Source organism: Cytobacillus sp. QJM3NY_8, assembly GCF_056173585.1.
The window spans coordinates 1,322,490-1,338,973 of the sequence record NZ_CM149681.1 but is presented as its reverse complement, the minus strand read 5'-3'; the positions used below and the strand labels follow the sequence as shown (position 1 = coordinate 1,338,973).

19 protein-coding genes are annotated in these 16,484 nt (G+C 40.3%); 8 read left to right on the top strand and 11 right to left on the bottom strand.

Annotated elements, in window-relative coordinates:
- Nucleotides 1-383: 383 nt before the first annotated feature.
- The 3 genes from AC0VZ9_RS07115 to AC0VZ9_RS07105 form a co-directional block, all read right to left on the bottom strand.
- Nucleotides 384-1,109, bottom strand: coding sequence for an EcsC family protein (locus AC0VZ9_RS07115; RefSeq protein ID WP_251174438.1), 726 nt, complete (start codon nucleotides 1,107-1,109; stop codon nucleotides 384-386).
- 63 nt (nucleotides 1,110-1,172) lie between these two features.
- Nucleotides 1,173-2,393: an ABC transporter permease gene (locus tag AC0VZ9_RS07110; protein ID WP_475397170.1), complete on the bottom strand. Its 1,221-nt coding sequence runs from the start codon at nucleotides 2,391-2,393 to the stop codon at nucleotides 1,173-1,175.
- Complete coding sequence (locus AC0VZ9_RS07105; protein ID WP_009331424.1) at nucleotides 2,386-3,126, bottom strand: ABC transporter ATP-binding protein; 741 nt, start codon at nucleotides 3,124-3,126, stop codon at nucleotides 2,386-2,388. Before AC0VZ9_RS07105 ends, AC0VZ9_RS07110 begins: the two co-directional genes overlap by 8 nt.
- A gap of 648 nt (nucleotides 3,127-3,774) precedes the next feature.
- Between AC0VZ9_RS07105 and AC0VZ9_RS07100 the strand changes: the two genes are divergently transcribed.
- The 3 genes from AC0VZ9_RS07100 (at nucleotide 3,775) to AC0VZ9_RS07090 (ending at nucleotide 6,107) form a co-directional block, all read left to right on the top strand.
- Nucleotides 3,775-4,194: an HIT family protein gene (locus AC0VZ9_RS07100; protein WP_009331425.1), complete on the top strand. Its 420-nt coding sequence runs from the start codon at nucleotides 3,775-3,777 to the stop codon at nucleotides 4,192-4,194.
- 174 nt (nucleotides 4,195-4,368) lie between these two features.
- Nucleotides 4,369-5,451, top strand: coding sequence for a 3-phosphoserine/phosphohydroxythreonine transaminase (gene serC / locus AC0VZ9_RS07095; RefSeq protein WP_009331426.1), 1,083 nt, complete (start codon nucleotides 4,369-4,371; stop codon nucleotides 5,449-5,451).
- Between the two features lie 128 nt (nucleotides 5,452-5,579).
- Nucleotides 5,580-6,107, top strand: coding sequence for a tryptophan transporter (locus AC0VZ9_RS07090; RefSeq protein ID WP_009331427.1), 528 nt, complete (start codon nucleotides 5,580-5,582; stop codon nucleotides 6,105-6,107).
- Nucleotides 6,108-6,149: 42 nt separating this feature from the next.
- Here AC0VZ9_RS07090 and yhzF read toward each other — a convergent pair whose 3' ends face one another.
- Nucleotides 6,150-6,341 (bottom strand): membrane protein YhzF, encoded by a 192-nt coding sequence (yhzF, locus tag AC0VZ9_RS07085; RefSeq protein ID WP_009331428.1) that lies wholly within the window; start codon nucleotides 6,339-6,341, stop codon nucleotides 6,150-6,152.
- 190 nt (nucleotides 6,342-6,531) lie between these two features.
- On the opposite strand from yhzF, the gene AC0VZ9_RS07080 reads away from it, so the two are divergent.
- The 4 genes from AC0VZ9_RS07080 (at nucleotide 6,532) to AC0VZ9_RS07065 (ending at nucleotide 8,867) form a co-directional block, all read left to right on the top strand.
- Nucleotides 6,532-6,888: a YtxH domain-containing protein gene (locus tag AC0VZ9_RS07080; protein WP_009331429.1), complete on the top strand. Its 357-nt coding sequence runs from the start codon at nucleotides 6,532-6,534 to the stop codon at nucleotides 6,886-6,888.
- Between the two features lie 288 nt (nucleotides 6,889-7,176).
- Nucleotides 7,177-7,752, top strand: a complete 576-nt coding sequence (locus tag AC0VZ9_RS07075) for an HTH-type transcriptional regulator Hpr (protein WP_009331430.1) — start codon at nucleotides 7,177-7,179, stop codon at nucleotides 7,750-7,752.
- A gap of 230 nt (nucleotides 7,753-7,982) precedes the next feature.
- Nucleotides 7,983-8,531 carry a DUF3267 domain-containing protein gene (locus AC0VZ9_RS07070; protein WP_475397169.1) on the top strand — a complete coding sequence of 183 codons (549 nt, stop codon included), beginning with the start codon at nucleotides 7,983-7,985 and terminating at the stop codon, nucleotides 8,529-8,531.
- Nucleotides 8,532-8,687: 156 nt separating this feature from the next.
- Nucleotides 8,688-8,867 (top strand): hypothetical protein, encoded by a 180-nt coding sequence (locus tag AC0VZ9_RS07065; protein ID WP_009331432.1) that lies wholly within the window; start codon nucleotides 8,688-8,690, stop codon nucleotides 8,865-8,867.
- A gap of 87 nt (nucleotides 8,868-8,954) precedes the next feature.
- On the opposite strand, the gene AC0VZ9_RS07060 is transcribed toward AC0VZ9_RS07065, so the two are convergent.
- Both AC0VZ9_RS07060 and AC0VZ9_RS07055 read right to left on the bottom strand, forming a co-directional pair.
- Nucleotides 8,955-9,047, bottom strand: a complete 93-nt coding sequence (locus AC0VZ9_RS07060; RefSeq protein WP_019381425.1) for a YjcZ family sporulation protein — start codon at nucleotides 9,045-9,047, stop codon at nucleotides 8,955-8,957.
- Nucleotides 9,048-9,112: 65 nt separating this feature from the next.
- The gene (locus AC0VZ9_RS07055) at nucleotides 9,113-9,196 is read right to left on the bottom strand and encodes a YjcZ family sporulation protein (protein WP_019381424.1); all 84 of its coding nucleotides are present in this window, start codon (nucleotides 9,194-9,196) and stop codon (nucleotides 9,113-9,115) included.
- A gap of 360 nt (nucleotides 9,197-9,556) precedes the next feature.
- Here AC0VZ9_RS07055 and AC0VZ9_RS07050 point away from each other — a divergent pair, with 360 nt between their 5' ends.
- Complete coding sequence (locus AC0VZ9_RS07050) at nucleotides 9,557-10,453, top strand: peptidylprolyl isomerase (protein WP_071157581.1); 897 nt, start codon at nucleotides 9,557-9,559, stop codon at nucleotides 10,451-10,453.
- 59 nt (nucleotides 10,454-10,512) lie between these two features.
- Here the strand turns inward: AC0VZ9_RS07050 and AC0VZ9_RS07045 are convergent, their stop codons facing one another.
- From AC0VZ9_RS07045 to AC0VZ9_RS07025, 5 genes are all read right to left on the bottom strand, one after another.
- Nucleotides 10,513-10,698, bottom strand: coding sequence for a sporulation YhaL family protein (locus AC0VZ9_RS07045; RefSeq protein ID WP_009331434.1), 186 nt, complete (start codon nucleotides 10,696-10,698; stop codon nucleotides 10,513-10,515).
- Between the two features lie 434 nt (nucleotides 10,699-11,132).
- Nucleotides 11,133-12,077, bottom strand: coding sequence for a 3'-5' exoribonuclease YhaM (yhaM, locus tag AC0VZ9_RS07040; protein ID WP_019381421.1), 945 nt, complete (start codon nucleotides 12,075-12,077; stop codon nucleotides 11,133-11,135).
- A gap of 207 nt (nucleotides 12,078-12,284) precedes the next feature.
- Nucleotides 12,285-12,974, bottom strand: a complete 690-nt coding sequence (locus AC0VZ9_RS07035) for an LrgB family protein (RefSeq protein ID WP_009331436.1) — start codon at nucleotides 12,972-12,974, stop codon at nucleotides 12,285-12,287.
- On the bottom strand, nucleotides 12,971-13,309 hold the full coding sequence (locus AC0VZ9_RS07030) for a CidA/LrgA family protein (RefSeq protein WP_226280758.1): 339 nt from the start codon (nucleotides 13,307-13,309) through the stop codon (nucleotides 12,971-12,973). The genes AC0VZ9_RS07035 and AC0VZ9_RS07030 overlap by 4 nt, the downstream gene beginning before the upstream one ends.
- A gap of 173 nt (nucleotides 13,310-13,482) precedes the next feature.
- On the bottom strand, nucleotides 13,483-16,476 hold the full coding sequence (locus tag AC0VZ9_RS07025; protein ID WP_475397168.1) for an ATP-binding protein: 2,994 nt from the start codon (nucleotides 16,474-16,476) through the stop codon (nucleotides 13,483-13,485).
- Nucleotides 16,477-16,484 lie beyond the last annotated feature (8 nt).

Genomic DNA, 16,484 nt, shown 5'->3' with positions numbered 1-16,484 from the left:
ACTGGCCCATTTCTTTTGTGGTGTGGACCTTTTTATCAGCGGATTTTATGTTTGGAGCTATTGTCTCAATCAATTTCCCATTTGGCGCATACCGGAATATTTTCAGCGCTTTCCTCAACCGGCTTGGCGCAATTCCTTCGTTTCAGCGCAATTAACTGCTTTTTTGGTCTCTCTTCTCCTCTTTTGACGCATACCTGAATCTCTTCGGCGCAATCCCCGGCCGGGCTAGGCGCAATTCCTTCGTTTCAGCGCAATTAACTGTTTTTTTGGCGCTTTCCTCTCCTCTTTTGACGCATACCCGAATCTCTTCGGTACAATCCCTGGCCAAATTGCGCAATAAACTCACTCGCCCCCATCAAAAATTGCCAAAAAAAACCCCAAGCCTAATCAGGTCTCGGGGCAGTCTTTAATATCCTCAGACGATAAGCATTTTTAGCGGTTTCTCCTAAATGGTCAAGCAAATTATAGTTCGCATATGCTCCAACAGCAGCACCTATACCGGGCACCAGCTGGAGCATCTTAACGAAGTCGATATAATCACGGTATTCCTGCTGAAATACCTTCCAGTCCATGTCTGCCAGTGCTTCCTTACGGTCATCCCATTCTTCAATCAGCTTCAGTGTTTCTTTCCTTTTGTCATCGCTGGAAAATGCGAGCTGAAAGACGTGCAGGAGAAACAGGCGCTCTTCATAATCATTTGTATCAAACCCATATACGGCGGCAGCTTCAAAAAGAAATTTCATCTTTATGCTCAGCAGTAAAGGAAAATCTGCCAAGCCAAGGAGAATTCCTCCTGCTCCAGTCCCGGCCCCTTCGACCGCAGCTGTTTTGCGGTAGGTCGAAACCTTCTCTTCAAGCATGTGATCCATTACTTCAAGGCCACGGCTGGCGGAATGTTTTTTTCTGGTGGTTACATTTGATCCAATCAGGGTTGCCTTCACCATATTCTTTATGCTGTCTGTAATAATTTGATGAGCTTTTTCGGGTATTATACTATTTACCTTTGTTTGAGCTTTTTTCGAAAGGCGGTTCAGCATACTGGAACGCTTATTTATTCGTCTCTTCCACTCTTCAATTTCGTGATACGCTTTTAATTCATACTCCCTCATTTTCATACCTGCCTTCATTCAGGATGACTATATATACGTATGCCAGTCAGCAATGGTTTCATTTTATGCCCGGCTGCCCGCCAGCCGTTTCTGAATATAGAAATGGGTATATACATATGCAAATAAAATCCCTAATGCCAAAGACAGCAGTGATGCCATCCATCCGCCATTGGCCAGGACAGCCAGCGATAAGAGGAGTGCCTGAACATATAGGATGCCAGTAAGCAGCTGTTTAAAGGACTTCTCCTTTATGTCCCCTTTAACCGGGTATAAATTCACCCACAGCTTATCCTGGTGATGATTCCATAAAGGCAGGAGCTGAAAGCCTGTTAAGTACATGAAGAGCGGTACAAGCAGTATTTGTCCCATTCCATATGAGATTAAATAAATCGCTCCAGCACCAATAAACGTTAAACGAATGAATATACCGAAGTAATCACCAGAACGGAGAAACGTTCTAACAAAAAGGTTTTTAAAAGTCGCATCCTGTTTGAAAGGAATGCCTGATATCAGCCAATCAAGCCATTTCCGCCTTTTTACGCGATCTTTCAGTTTTGGAACATCTGTAAACATATTGGCAAGCCTATAGAAAGACGTCATTCTCCTCTCTTCCTGGTCAATCAAAATCTCCCATTTTAGTCCTTTATCCCTGGATTTCACGCTGAAGAACAAGTACAGCAGAATCAGCAGCACGCCTGCAGCCAGCATAAAAATGGGGGAAGCACCGCTAAAAAGGAAATATAGAAACACAGCGTTTACTGCATAGCGGACACATGCATCCAGGATATGCACGCTAGTTTCAATGTAATATTGTATCTTCCAGCGGATCAGCAAATTGATAATTTTTAACGACAGCAGGATAAGCAGAAAAGGTAAAAACGTATTAAAACTGCCATCATTCACTCTGGCATACAAGGGCATAAAAATCCCCAGCCCCATTACCAGGATGTATGCATGCACCAAAAAACTGACTGCCAGCGAGCGTCTAAAATAACTTGAGAGCCTATCTTCAAGCGGCAGAAGAAAAATTTTGTCTGCCTCAGAAAAAAATGTATAAATCGGGCTGTATGTAACCAGAAGGGCTAAAATAATTGCCATTACCGCTGCAGCAGGAAAATGACTGGGAAGTGTCTTTATCCACTCCTGATAATAAAAAGCGGCAGTACCCAGAAGGAACACCATGACAATGACAATATGGCCATTAAAAATATAACGGAGATAGCGGGAAAGCTCTTTGACTGTCCTCCCGAATCTCTCCTTCCATAACTGTTTTTCATCAAACATAATCTTCTTCCTTTGTGAGCTGGATATATAAATCATCAAGGGTTGCTCCCGGCATAGCAAATTGCTGCTGCAGCTCTGCTAAAGTTCCCTTCGCCCTCACTTTTCCTTCATGCAAAATCACAAAACGATCACAATATCTTTCAGCAGTTGCCAGTATATGGGTGGACATAAGGATGCCTGAACCGCTTTCTTTCATTTTTTTCATCAAATCAAGAAGTGATTGAATGCCCAGCGGGTCAAGACCTACAAACGGTTCATCAACAATGTATAATGAAGGCTGCACCAGAAAGGCGCACATAATCATTACCTTTTGTTTCATCCCTTTAGAAAAATGGGCAGGAAACCACTTAAGTCTTTTTTCCATTCTGAATTCCTTTAGGAGTGTCGCCACTCTTGATTTATAGTCTGCTTCAGGCAGGCCGTATGCCATGGCTGTTAAACGCAAATGTTCTTCCAGTGTTAATTCATCATACAAAATCGGCGTTTCCGGAACAAAGGTGAATTGCTTGCGATACCCTTCCTTATCCTTAAGGAACTGCGTGCCATTGATCGTTATTTCGCCTTCCTTTGGTTCCATTAAACCAATTACATGTTTGATGGTCGTACTTTTTCCGGCTCCGTTAAGACCAATCAGGCCGACAATTTCTTTTTCTGCCACATCAAAGGAGACATCCTTCAAAACCGGGTTTCTTGTATAGCCGCCGGTAACGTTTTTAATTTCGAGCAGCGCCATTTTCAACGTCCTTCCTACTATATATGTAAGACCATTGTAAAAAAAGCCAAAGGATATTGTCCAGTTTGGGGATAATCCCTGCATATAAATCCCGAATCCGGACATTCTAATCTATGAAGGGGAAACAAATCATTTGAACAACATTCAGATGATCAAAACTTGAAATGAGGTGTCTGTCGCAGACAGTTTCCTTTCAGTATAAGCTTCAAACGTTCCTAATAAGGGGATGGTTGCATTGCACATGAAACCTGATGATCTTAAACACTTGATCGCTTAATCAAAAGTGGTCACTAAGTCATTTTATAAATGAGGTGTTTGTTAAAGACTATCATCCATGCTTTATACGCCCGTGAATGCATATAAAGATAATAAGGGGATGGTCCGATTGAACAAAGATCGATTTTCTCTAGATATGAACACAATTCATTCATAAATGAGGTGTTTGTTAAAGAGAATTTACCTGAAGTAGAAACGTTCCAATAGAAGCTTCCCCTTCACCGAAGGCAGGATTCCAAGCGGATCCTGCCTTTTATTTTATTAATAGGACAATGCAATCATCCCTTCTCCGCAATAATATGTTTCACTTTTTTGTTTTTTGGCGGATATGGTAGAATTGTGTAAAAGTATATTTGGTTAGGAGCTGACATAATGAACGATTGTATTTTCTGTAAAATAATCAATGGCGAGATTCCTTCGGCCAAAGTTTTCGAAAACGAGCATGTGATGGCATTTCTGGACATAAGCCAGGTTACTAAAGGGCATACACTTGTTATCCCGAAAGTACATAAAGAAAATTTATATGAAATGGATGCGGAAACAGCCCGCAGCTATTTCGAATCTGTTCCGGAAATTGCAAGAGCCATCAAGGCTGAATTTGATCCAATTGGTTTGAATTTAATTAATAACAATGGTGAACATGCCGGGCAGACCGTTTTCCACTTTCACTCCCACCTTATTCCCCGTTATGGAGAAGGAGATGGCTTAGGAGTTGTGTGGAAATCACACCAATCGGAATATTCAGCCTCAGATCTTAAGGAGATCTCTGAAGCCATAGCAAAACACCTGTAACTCTCGCATCCTCCTGTTTTTGCAGGGGGAATTTTTTTACCTCCTTCATCCCCCAATTTTCAAAATGTTCATTTTTTTCTCTGTACAAATCAGTAAATTTTGTTAACATATTAAATATCTTTATTTCTTTACAGCGTTATAGTGAATTGATTTTATATTTTTGGAGGGAGAAAAATGTACCGAGCTCTAAATTTTAATGCAGGTCCCGCGGCCCTGCCGGAAGAGGTATTAAAAGAAGCGGAAAAGAATTTACTGAACTTCAGCAATACCGGAATGGGCATAATGGAACTAAGCCATAGAAGCAAAGAGTATCAGGCAGTACATGATCAGGCAATAACACTTTTGAGAAAACTGCTGGCCATTCCGGATGATTATGAAGTGCTATTTATCCAGGGAGGTGCAAGTCTCCAGTTTTCTATGGTTCCGATGAACCTGCTGGGAAAAGATCAAGAAGCCCATTATATCCTCAGCGGCTCCTGGTCGGAGAAAGCTTTAAAAGAAGCAGATAAAATTGGCAAAACCGTTATTTCTGCCTCCAGCAAGGATCAAAAATACCGCTTCATCCCAGCATACAATCAAAATGACATTCCTGATAATGCTGCCTATCTTCATATTACCAGCAACAATACAATTTACGGCACACAATGGAAAACATTTCCTTCAAATAAAAAAACACCACTTGTAGCTGATATGTCCAGCGATATTTTAAGCCGTCCATTGGGAGTGGAGCAATTTGATTTGATCTATGCAGGCGCCCAGAAAAATCTCGGCCCTTCCGGTGTAACAGTTGTCATTATCCGCAAAGAACTATTACAAAGATCATCAGAAAATCTCCCTGCAATGCTGAATTATAATACGTTTGCCAATAATAACTCTTTATATAACACACCTCCCACTCTGGCTATTTATTTGCTTTCCCTGGTGCTTGAATGGGCGGATAAGAAAGGCGGCCTTCAGCAGATTGAAAAGGCCAATGAAAAGAAGGCGAAAATGCTTTATGATGTAATAGATGAAAGCGAAGGCTTTTACATAGGGCATGCTCATAAAGACAGCAGATCCCTTATGAATGTCACTTTTAATCTTCAAAATGAGGACCTCTCCAGGGAATTTCTGCACCAGGCAAAAGAAGCAGGGTTTGTTGGGCTCGGAGGACACCGTTCTATAGGCGGCTGCCGCGCTTCCATTTATAATGCTGTGCCAGAACAGCATGTTGAAAAACTGGCCGCATTTATGAAAGCCTTTAAGAATAATAGTTAAAAATATAACACCTTTTCATCCCGGGGTTATGTGTTATAATTAGTTAAAGTTTTTCGCTGCAGGCAAAGAGTGCACTGCAGGAGAGACGAACAGAGCTTAGTCAGAGAATAGCAGAGGAGAGATGAGAAATGAATACAAAAAATTTAGTGGCCTTATCCCTATTGGTCGGGATGGGCGCAGTGCTTCATGCAGTGGTTCCAGGGTTCTTTCTTGGGATGAAACCGGACATGATGCTTACCATGATGTTTTTGGGCATAATCCTTTTTCCAGACAGCAAAAGCGTTTTGCTTTTAGGTTTGGTTACAGGCCTGATATCCGGACTTACCACAACTTTTCCTGGAGGATTAATCCCGAATATTATTGATAAGCCTGTTACTGCATTCACCTTTTTTGTTTTGTTCCTGAGTTTAAAGAAATTCCGCAAGAATATTATCAGTGCAGCTGTCTTAACAGCAGCAGGAACAATTGTATCCGGAATTGTGTTTTTAACTTCCGCATACCTGATTGTCGGACTGCCAGGGCCATTCACGGCACTATTTGCAGCAGTTGTACTGCCCGCAGCTGCAGTTAACACGGCTGCAATGGTTATCCTATATCCAGTAGCACAATCAATTGCTAACAGAACAAAGCTGACTCAGCAGACGATCAGCCAGTAATAGACAAAGCCCGCAAAATAAAGCGGGCTTTTTATATTTATATTATTGGAAACTTCCTACAATCATTCCCAGCAGGAACAACAGTGCACCGCCTGCCGCTAAAGCAGCTGCCCTTTTTTTTAGAACATACTTCGGAGGATAGACTCCGGGTTTCTTTATAGAAAGAAAAAAATGAATACCTCCTAAAAACAGAACCACACTCAATGCAAAAATTCCAGCCGCCGCTCCGGACAACCTCTCTCCCCCTTTCGCTTTATACCCCTCTACTGAATTGTATGCCTGTATACCGGGAGCTATGAGGATGTGGTTTACCCTTCTAATTTTTGTGATATAGATAAGAAACGGGAACTTTTCATTTTCCGCTTTAGAAAAATGAGTAATGTAGTAAAATAGACATATATACAAGATTTTTGAGGTGATGGTTATGAAAGCCAAATCGTTATTGCTTGGACTATTAGCTGGCGGCGCTGCAGCCGGCATATCAACCCTATTGACTGCACCTGCTTCAGGAAGGGATACAAGACAGCAGTTAAAAAATACTACAAACACCCTGAAGGAGCAGCTGATCGAATTAAAATCCGAATTGCTCGCCATAAAGGATTCAGCATCATTTGCTTCGAAGGAAGGAAAAACCGCATTTAAGGAATTCTCAAACGACATCAAATATTCCATCAGCAATTGGAAAAACGAAATCCTTCCACATCAGCACAGACTGCAAAGAGAATTGCAGGAAATTGAAGCGGCCATCCATGAACTTGAAACAAATTTAAATAATAAGTGAATAAAAAAATCCTTCTTTTTTCTTAAGTAAAAAAGAAGGATTTTTTTATTTTTGACCGAAAACCAATATATTATGAAAATGCTTCAAATTTTTATAAAGCTTTGAACAAGCTCTCATCCCTTGTCCTTAAGCCTTTTATAGAAATATCCAATTATATTTCTAAAAATTTTGTAAATTTATATCTTTATTAATTTTTGTTTTATTGGCATAATGATACTATAAAAAGAAAATGAACTTCTGGCTGTTTGACCAGAAATAATTAATCTTACAAAGTAGGTGAATTTTTGAATGTCGGATAAACCAATTTCTATGAAGGAAGCAATGATCTTCAGCCAGCGAGTGGCACAGCTGAGTAAAGCCCTGTGGAAGTCTATAGAAAAAGATTGGCAGCAATGGATAAAACCCTACGATTTAAATATTAATGAACACCATATTTTATGGATTGCCTATCATTTAAACGGAGCATCGATTTCCGATGTTGCCAAGTTTGGCGTAATGCATGTTTCTACTGCATTCAATTTCTCCAAAAAGCTTGAAGAACGAGGCTTTCTTCAGTTTTCTAAAAAAGAAAGCGATAAAAGAAATACCTATATTAAATTGACTGATGACGGCGAAAAGGTGTTACTAAGTCTTATGGAAACCTATTCACCTGAGAAAAATGCCGTGTTCTCAGGTGCGATGCCATTAAGGGATTTGTATGGGAAATTTCCAGATATCATTGAGATTATGGCGATCGTCCGCAATATATACGGTGACGATTTCATGGAGATTTTTGAAAAGTCTTTTGCTAACCTTGAAAATCAATTTGATGAAGATGAGGGTAAATTAAAGAAAAAAACATCAGCTGAAAAGGAACTTGTTTAAATAGATAAAGTTCCTTCTATCCATATGTAAGCCCTTACAAAGCGAATACATACTATTCGCTTTGTATTTATGAATTCAGTTGCTCATAGTTTCACATTAGTTTCATTATATAAAAAATGTTTTTCGACAAAATGTGTTAGCTTTCCCTATTGATTTTTTTATTTATTCATCGTAAAGTATCTTAAGTAAGTTTGAAAGATTACTATTTTACTCCTTCTGGAGGTATTTTTATGATGAATTGCTGGAAGACGATTAACTTCACGAAGCAATATGGATCGCAAAGGCTTTTTATACTGTCTTCCTTAACCATGCTGGCCACTTTCATATTTACATATGTTCCTGCAACGTATGTATTTGTATCGGGCTCCTTTTACGATAATTATTTTATTTTCTTTGCAGCCGGCTTATGGCTGTTGTATCCTGTGCATAAGCTGCTTCACTATCTGCCTATTGCACACCTTGGAAGTATCGTTAAAAAACAGCTGAAAATTAAATATGGCTTTATGCCAATTCTATATATTCGAATAACGGAGCCTATTTCAAAACGGCTATTCCTGACTGCCACTTTGGCCCCTATGTTTATCATAAACAGCATGCTCCTGGCTGCTTGCTTTATTTTTCCGCATTATGTTCATTATTTAATAATTCTGTTTGCTTTCCATGCAGGCTTATCTTTTTCTGACATTGTGTGCGCCAAAAATGTGCTGACTGCGCCAAATCAATCTTATGTTGAAGAAAATGAAGATGGGTTTGAGATATTGCTTCATTCGAACCAGTAGCATAAACATAAATCCCGGGTATCCTGACAAAGGATACCTTTTACTTACCGGACAGGCAATCTTTAATACTATCTTTTTTTTGTGAACTTTGTTATTGTAAATAACAGACAAAACATGTAAAAGCAATAATATGACTGCCCAAGGAGGGAATCTTGGATGATCTCCATCTTTATTATTTTTGCCGTTTTTATTTTATTTTATATCAACAAGATGACAAATTCGCTTTGTCTCCAAAAAGAGATTCCTGAGGAACGGCAGCCCAAAGTATTCAGAACCATTAACATTCTTATTACCATATTGCTAATCTCTTCTTTTGTAGAAATCTTGTATGCTTAGGATATCCTGAGAGCTCTTAAACATGAGCAAAAGCGGCGGAAATTTTCCGCCGCTTTTTTATATACATTAATTGTAAACATCAAAAGCTTAGCAAAAACAAGCAGCTCCAATGATGATTAACAAAATGAACAGCACGACAACTAACGCAAAACCTCCGCCACATCCATGTCCTCCAGACATATGGTTGCCTCCTCTCAAATTCTGGCACAGGGCCCTCTTTGACTAGACCCTATGCCCATCTTAGATTACAGCCACGCGCATCCTACAATGATTAATAAAATAAATAATACAACGATTAGCGCGAAACCTCCGCCGTATCCAGCACCCATGGATAACACCTCCCCTTCAGGTCGCTACCATATCCTATTCATTTGCCTCTGTGGTCGGATAGGCTTATATCCCGGCTACCCTAATTTTTTTTAGGTGTTTGAACCTCCCATCAGAGGGTTCCATGTATCATATGTACAATTGTCCTGAAGGGGATGGGCGAATACCCAGATTTTTATAAAAAACGCTGTGTTTATCGACCAAACATTACTTTCTTCTTTTGTTATTTTTTACATTTATGGTATAGTAGGGATTGTGATAAATGCAGGCTCTGTGAAGGAAATTGCTGTTATTGAGAAGTATAAAAATTCCAGTTCCAGCTCACCAGAGCCGAATTGAAAATTAATTTAGGAGTGTTCAACATGAAAAAATGGATGCTATCCCTCTCCATTGCAGCCGGAGTAATTGGATTAAGTGCATGCAGCAGCACCGGCGGGGAATCAGGAGATGTTGTCGTTGAAACAAAGAGCGGAAACATTACGAAGGACGAGCTTTATGAAGCAATGAAGGAAAAGTACGGCGAACAGGCGCTCCAGGAGCTCATTTATGAAAAAGTTCTTTCTGATAAATACGAAGTAACAGACGAGGAACTTAACGAGAAAATCGACGAATTAAAACAGCAGCTTGGCGCTAACTTCGAGATGGCGCTTATGCAATATGGCTATAAGGATGAAGAAGACCTAAGAGAAACTTTCAAAACAGGCTTGCTTCAGGAAAAAGCTGCTATTAAAGATATTGAAGCAACAGAAAAAGAAGTTAAAGAATACTACGATAACTACAAACCGGAAATTAAAGCACGCCATATCCTTGTAGAGGATGAAAAAACTGCTGACGAAGTAAAGAAAAAGCTGGACGAAGGCGGAAAGTTTGAAGACCTGGCCACAGAATATTCAAAAGACCCAGGATCTGCTGCAAATGGCGGAGATTTAGGCTGGTTCGGCCCAGGTAAAATGGTTCCTGAATTCGAGGAGGCAGCTTATGCCCTTGATGTGAACGAAATCAGCGCTCCTGTTAAATCTGAGCATGGTTTCCACATCATTCAAGTAACAGAGAAAAAAGAGAAAAAATCATTTGATGAAATGAAGAAGGAAATGGAATATCAAGTGAAAGTGTCCAAGCTTGACGGCGAAAAAATTCAGCAGGCAATGGATCGTGAATTAAAAGCTGCTGATGTTGATATTAAAGATAAGGAACTAAAAGGAGTTCTTGAAGAACCGGAAGCTGGGGCTGAAGGTGAAGCAGGGACTGAAGAAAAATAATGAATAACGGGGCTCCAGGCTGGAGTCCCGTTTTTTATGTTTTTTAGATGGATTCCAAATCAGCCTGCAGATTGCTGAGTGGATTTCCGCTCTTCTTTTTCCCTTTCAAGACGCTTCATATAAATTTCACCCTCACGTTCAATGCTGTCCTGCTCCACCTTTTTCTCTTCCCTGCCCGTCGTCACCGCCATATATGCACTTACAACGATTCCGGCTGCAACAAAATATACCCAAATTGGAATCATCAGTTTCCCCTCTTTCTTTTCATAATGGTTGTCCATTTACTATAAATGTATGTTAAACCAGGAAAAATATGATAAACAGGAAAAAAGAAAAGCGCCTTGCCCACGAAGGAACGCAGACTAAGATCGCCACGTCCTTTGGCAACTTCTGCATGACCCGCATCCTCCCGAAAGCTGTCGCTTTCGGTCGTGCGATGATTATGCTGACGAAGTTTTCCTTGTCCTGCGGGCCTCAAGCATAAGTCGGTTCCTGTAAGAAGGCGTTCTTCCATCTGAAAGGAAATGGCTTATGACCCCGAGTCCCTAGGAGCCGCAGCTAGACAAGTTTGTGACCTCGAGGGGGGGGAGGTGCTGGAGCTAGACAGTTATCTAACTTTAGAATTTTATTTGGATATCTATAAAAAAGCCACCCTTTCCATTAGGAAGGATGGCGGTTATTATTTATGAAAACTGGGCTTATAGAATGAACGGTTATCCAGAGCAAATACACGCTCGGAGAACTCTCCTGGTTTCACCCTCTCAAGGGCTCTATCAAGCATGTTCATTTTTGCATCAATGTTATCAATGTAATGAAGAATTTCTGCTTCCTTGATAAGCGGCGGTTTTGGACTGCCCCATTCCGCTTTGCCGTGATGGGATAAAACCATATGCTGAAGGATCATAATCTCTTCACCACTGATTCCCAGCTCCTCAGCAGCTTTTCCAATTTCATTGATCATAATAGTAATATGTCCAAGCAAGTTTCCTTCTATTGTGTAAGATGTTGAAATCGGTCCAGACAGTTCTGTAATCTTTCCTAAATCGTGCAAAATGACTCCAGCGTACAATAAGTCCTTATCCAGGCTTGGATACAAACCGGAAATTGCCTTTGCCAAATCCAGCATGGAAACTACATGATAGGCAAGACCGGATACGAACTCATGATGATTCTTCGTAGCGGCCGGATATTCAAGAAAGTCTTTTTGATGCTTCTTCAATAAATGGCGAGTAACCCTTTGGATATTCGGGTTTTTCATTTCAAATATATATTGAGTGATTTTACTCATCATCTCATCTGTACTTAATGGCGCTGTTTCGAGAAAGTCTGCCAGCTTGACCGGGTCTGTTGGGGACGCCGGCCGAATTTGGCGGATTCTTAGCTGATTGCGTCCACGGTAATTTAAAATATCCCCTGCCACTTTTACAATGGTTTCAGGGCTGTAGTTTTTCGCATCATCATCAGACACATCCCAAAGCTTTGCTTCAATTTCGCCGCTTTGGTCCTGGAAAATTAGGGTCAAAAACGGTTTTCCATTACTTGCAATTCCTTTAGCTGCACTTTTGATTAGCAGAAAAAGTTCGATTTGTTCTCCTACTTCGTAATAAACAATTCCTTTTGACATACGCGCACCGACGCTCCCTTCACGAGGTTGTTTAAAAAGGGCACTATGAATTGGACCAGACAGTCTTTGGCAGCCTCATTAAACATGCAATTCTATTAAACTAGTATACCACACAGACCCTGCACTCTCCTAAATTAATCATGACTTTTGCTCGCTATAAAAACCCATTCACGTTTTCATGAATGGGTTTTTAATGGTATTTGAAGGTTACAGCAAAAGCAGCAATATTGGAATGAATAACGAAAGGATAATTGCAGAAGTTGTCATGGCTATGCACCCCATGGCACCTTCTTCCTCTCCCCACATAAGTGAACGGCTGGCTCCCAGCATCTGTGCTGAAGTGCCCATTGCCAATCCTTTAGCGGCTTTACTATTTATTCCAAGCCACTTCAATAGGTTTGGGCCCAGCATAACGGAAAAAAGACCAGAAAATAGCACAAAGAAAACGGTAAAGGCTGTAGACCCTCCCAAGCCATCAGAGACCGTTAAGGCTACCGGAAGTGTTACTGAACGCGGAATAAGAGATGCAATAATCTCCTGATTAAATTGAAAAACCTGTGACATGATGTAAACCGAAAATATGCCTAAGGAGGTTCCGGCAAAGACTCCTGAGAATATTTTCTTAAGATGTCTTTTCATTAAGGGCCACTCCTTATATAAAGGAACAGCAAAAGAGACAACCGAAAGCTGGAGGAGCAGCTCAAACAGACTGCTTCCTTTTTGATAGACTGTTAGTGGGATGTTGCACAATAGAAGAATGGTAATCAAGAGCGCAGTTCCGGTGTATAAAGGATTTAACCAGCTCTTCTTAAACTTCCTGAAAACTTGCAGGCTTGCGATATAACTGGCAAGAGTCATCAAGATGCACCCTATACTATTGAATAAAACAGAACTCATTTTTGGCGCCTCCTTCTTGTATTCTCATACATTTGAACAGAATACGCTGTGCCCAATAAACAGCAAAAGCTGCTTAGAATCAGGACCAAAAGGAAATGAAAATTTAATAGAGGAATAAAATTGGGAGATAAGAATAATCCAATGACAAAGGGGATAAACAGCAGGGACATGTGTTTAATTTGAAAAGATGCTGCTTTCTCGATCCATTCTAATTTAATTGAATTGGTTACCAATAGGATTAATAACATAAGCATCCCTATGACACTTCCAGGAAGCGGAATATGAAAGAACGCAGCCGCAAAATTCCCTGCAATCAGAAAAATAGCGAGTAACAATACTTGAATCAGCCAGGGCAAATTTTATTCTCCTTCCTAACCGCTTTTTATCATCTTACTGAATAACAAAAGAAAAAACATGATATTTGTAAGGTTTCTTTACACACTTTTTTAAATGTTTATGAGTTTTTGTAAGATTTACTTACCATACATATAAAAAAACTGCCTGTTAATTAGACAGACAGCTTTTCCTTTGCAACGGATTGTATTTGTTCTTCCTGAAAATGCGGCAGAAGATGCTTATGACAGGTGAAAAATAAAATTTGCCTGCCTGTAAGGTTCTTTAACAGGTTAATCATTCTTTCAGTGCGGACATGATCAAAATTCACGAAGCTATCATCTATAATAATAGGGAAGGGATACTTGCCATAAATCGTCATGGCAAGTGCTAGCCTGAAGGATACGTATATCTGTTCAGCAGTCGCCTGACTCAGTTCTTTTGCTTCAAAAACTGCTCCTGTCTTGCTTTCTATAAGGAACCCGCTTCCTTCTTCTTTAGGAAAAATCCGTACATAGCCTCCATTGGTTAAAAAAGAAAGAAATTGCTCTGCCTTTGCCAGCATTTTTGGCAAACGCTCATTTTTAAAACTGTTTATCGTTCTATCTAATATATCCTTGGCAGCAGCATATTTTGCCCAATCCCTTGCCTCTTCTTCAAACTCAGATTTCAGCAAGGCGAACTTATGAAGGAGTTCCGCATAGGTTCCGCCCTCTTCAAGGATTTGAATTTCATATTTGACCTCTGCAAGTTTTCTCTGCAAACCAGGAATGCTTTCCTGGAGCAGAGCAGCTTCTTCACTGACAGCTTGGATCTCTGCTTCTGGTTTTGTTACATTGGAATATTTATTAATTTCTTCCTGTGAAAAAGAGTTAAGATTAATTTGCTTGCGGACCTGTTTAATCTTTTCTTCTAGTTCTGCTAATTTCTGTGCTTCAGCAGCCTTTTCCCTGTACTCTTCGGCTGCATCGGTTCCGGCAAGGGAAAGCTGATGTTCGTAGTCTTTTTGAAAGTGGCTAAGTTCTGCCAGCACTGTGCTGTGTTCTAGCTTTAACTCATGAAGCGCCGCTTCCCTTTCACCCTGCTTAATATGTTTTTCCGTTTCTTCTTTCAGTCTTTCTTTCAATTGATAGCCAATTTCCTGTACACTCCCAGGCTCGCTATCCAATAAGCCTTTTAGTTTATGAAAAGTATGGAGCTTCTCATTGATTCCCTTTTCTGCTGATGCCTTTCTTTCAGCAGTGTATTTCTTTTCCCTATAGAGGACTTTTAACTGTTCAATCATATTAAAAGCTTCACTCAAAAAGGTTTTGGAGATATCATGAGGCAGAAATAGCTGTTTACCCAGCTGCAGCAGTTCATTTTCAAGTTCGGCACATTCATTCTCCCATTTTTCAAATGAGGCAATGACCTTTTCGTATTTTTCATTTGCCTGTTCGAGCTGAAACAGCAATTGGATAAGCTGATTTTGCCGGTCGCTGTCTTTCTTCAGCTGTGCCTCCAGGCTGGCTGCATGCTGAATGTCAGGCTGCTTTAATTTATCAAGCAGTGAGCGTTCTTTTTCATTCAGAGCTTTTATCTCATTTTTAATAAAGCTGTCTTGCCCCTTAGGCTCTTTTTTATTTGCAATGGCAAAACAAAAGGCTGCACCTGCAAATCCTGCACCTGCAATCACCCATGATTCGCTAAAGATTCCCCAGCCGAACAAAGCAGCAAAAAGGACTCCCAAAAAAAACAGCTGCCTTTTCTCCTGATATGTTTTTTGCCGTCTTGTTTCCTGTTCCTTTTTTTCTGCTCTTTGAAGGAACTGAAGTCTTTCCTGTGTATCCTGCAGTTCTTTTTCGATATTATGCCTATCTGCAGTGAAGCTTAATGTTTCCTTAATGGCTGAAAGTTCCTCTTCATTAAGAAGCTGTTCTTTCAATTCGCCAATTTTTCGTTCCGTGTTCTCCAGCACTGACTTTTCATCGTTAAATCGATCATCCAATTCCTGTTTCATTGCTTGAAGACGGTTACGGCGATTTTGCGCATTTTTAACCTTTTCCATCATAAAAACACTCGTATCAACTTGTTCAAGCTGCTGTTCGTCAATTTGAAGATGAAGTCTTTCCTGAAGGTTTAAAATTTCTTCTGTAATATTTTCCAGCTTAATTGATAATTCTTTTTCTTCTTGGTTTAACTTTTCCAAAAACGGCAGCCCCTCTACCGCTGCATTGATGGAATGCTCATGCTTAAGGAGAAAATGATCTGGCTGATTATTTTCCAGCTCTTGTTCCAGGAGGATTATTCTCGATTCCAGACTAGCTCTGCGCCCTTCCAGGGGCTGAATCACACTTTCAAGTTTCTCCAAAAGAGAAAGCCCATTTGCCGGGAAGGAAATGTGTGCAAATTTTTCCCGTTCTTTAATCAGCTCTTGCTCCTCTGCTATTAATGGATATAAGTCCTGCCATTCTTTTAAACGGAAAAGCTCCTGCTGAGCATGGTCCAGCCTCTGATGCAATCTGTTTAAATCGTTTTCAAGATTTTCTTTTTCACGAAGCAACGTCCAATACTGCTCATTATTTTGCTCCGCTTTTTTCAGATCCTGATGCAGCTGCTTCATCTCTTTTAGCTTTACATTCAGAGAAGGCTTTTTTCCGTTTGGTTTAAAGCGGCTTTCCAATTCCTTTTGAAGTATATTTTCCGCAGAAACCAGATGATCCGTTCCCAGTGAACCTGCTGAAAACAAATACCTCCCCAATTCTTCACCCTTCATTTGATTTACATTTTGCAGCCCATGAATATTAAAGGAGAAAATAGATTGATACAGCCCTTTATCAATGTGATGAAGGAGATCGTTTAAAAGCTCTTCCCCTCCCTTTGTTCCATCTTCAAGCAAGACACTCACATCTCCGGATGCTTTTCCTTTAACACGCTCTATGACTGCCTTCCCTTTATCAGGAAAAATTGCGGTAAGCCTGCCGCCATATTTTGCTCCTTCCTTGGGCTCATACCTTAATTCCGATTGGACCTTTGCTGGAAAGCCAAAAAGAATACTATGTATAAAAGACATGATGGTAGATTTACCTGCCTCATTTTCCCCGTAGATCACCTGCAATGATTGAATACCGGTTAGCATAAAGTCAGTAAGCTTTCCATATCCGTAAATATGTATATCTGTAATTTTCAAAGTTCCAC

Bases quoted from the DNA above. Each gene is read 5' to 3' on its own strand.
- AC0VZ9_RS07065 (WP_009331432.1), top strand. From the start codon at position 8,688: ATGATCTCCATCTTTATTATTTTTGCCGTTTTTATTTTATTTTATATC.
- AC0VZ9_RS07055 (WP_019381424.1), bottom strand. From the start codon at position 9,196: ATGGGTGCTGGATACGGCGGAGGTTTCGCGCTAATCGTTGTATTATTT.
- AC0VZ9_RS07035 (WP_009331436.1), bottom strand. From the start codon at position 12,974: ATGAGTTCTGTTTTATTCAATAGTATAGGGTGCATCTTGATGACTCTT.
- AC0VZ9_RS07050 (WP_071157581.1), top strand. From the start codon at position 9,557: ATGAAAAAATGGATGCTATCCCTCTCCATTGCAGCCGGAGTAATTGGA.
- AC0VZ9_RS07110 (WP_475397170.1), bottom strand. From the start codon at position 2,393: ATGTTTGATGAAAAACAGTTATGGAAGGAGAGATTCGGGAGGACAGTC.
- serC (WP_009331426.1), top strand. From the start codon at position 4,369: ATGTACCGAGCTCTAAATTTTAATGCAGGTCCCGCGGCCCTGCCGGAA.
- AC0VZ9_RS07045 (WP_009331434.1), bottom strand. From the start codon at position 10,698: ATGATTCCAATTTGGGTATATTTTGTTGCAGCCGGAATCGTTGTAAGT.
- yhaM (WP_019381421.1), bottom strand. From the start codon at position 12,077: ATGTCAAAAGGAATTGTTTATTACGAAGTAGGAGAACAAATCGAACTT.
- AC0VZ9_RS07115 (WP_251174438.1), bottom strand. From the start codon at position 1,109: ATGAGGGAGTATGAATTAAAAGCGTATCACGAAATTGAAGAGTGGAAG.
- AC0VZ9_RS07060 (WP_019381425.1), bottom strand. From the start codon at position 9,047: ATGTCTGGAGGACATGGATGTGGCGGAGGTTTTGCGTTAGTTGTCGTG.
- AC0VZ9_RS07075 (WP_009331430.1), top strand. From the start codon at position 7,177: ATGTCGGATAAACCAATTTCTATGAAGGAAGCAATGATCTTCAGCCAG.
- AC0VZ9_RS07100 (WP_009331425.1), top strand. From the start codon at position 3,775: ATGAACGATTGTATTTTCTGTAAAATAATCAATGGCGAGATTCCTTCG.
- AC0VZ9_RS07080 (WP_009331429.1), top strand. From the start codon at position 6,532: ATGAAAGCCAAATCGTTATTGCTTGGACTATTAGCTGGCGGCGCTGCA.
- AC0VZ9_RS07090 (WP_009331427.1), top strand. From the start codon at position 5,580: ATGAATACAAAAAATTTAGTGGCCTTATCCCTATTGGTCGGGATGGGC.
- AC0VZ9_RS07105 (WP_009331424.1), bottom strand. From the start codon at position 3,126: ATGGCGCTGCTCGAAATTAAAAACGTTACCGGCGGCTATACAAGAAAC.
- AC0VZ9_RS07070 (WP_475397169.1), top strand. From the start codon at position 7,983: ATGATGAATTGCTGGAAGACGATTAACTTCACGAAGCAATATGGATCG.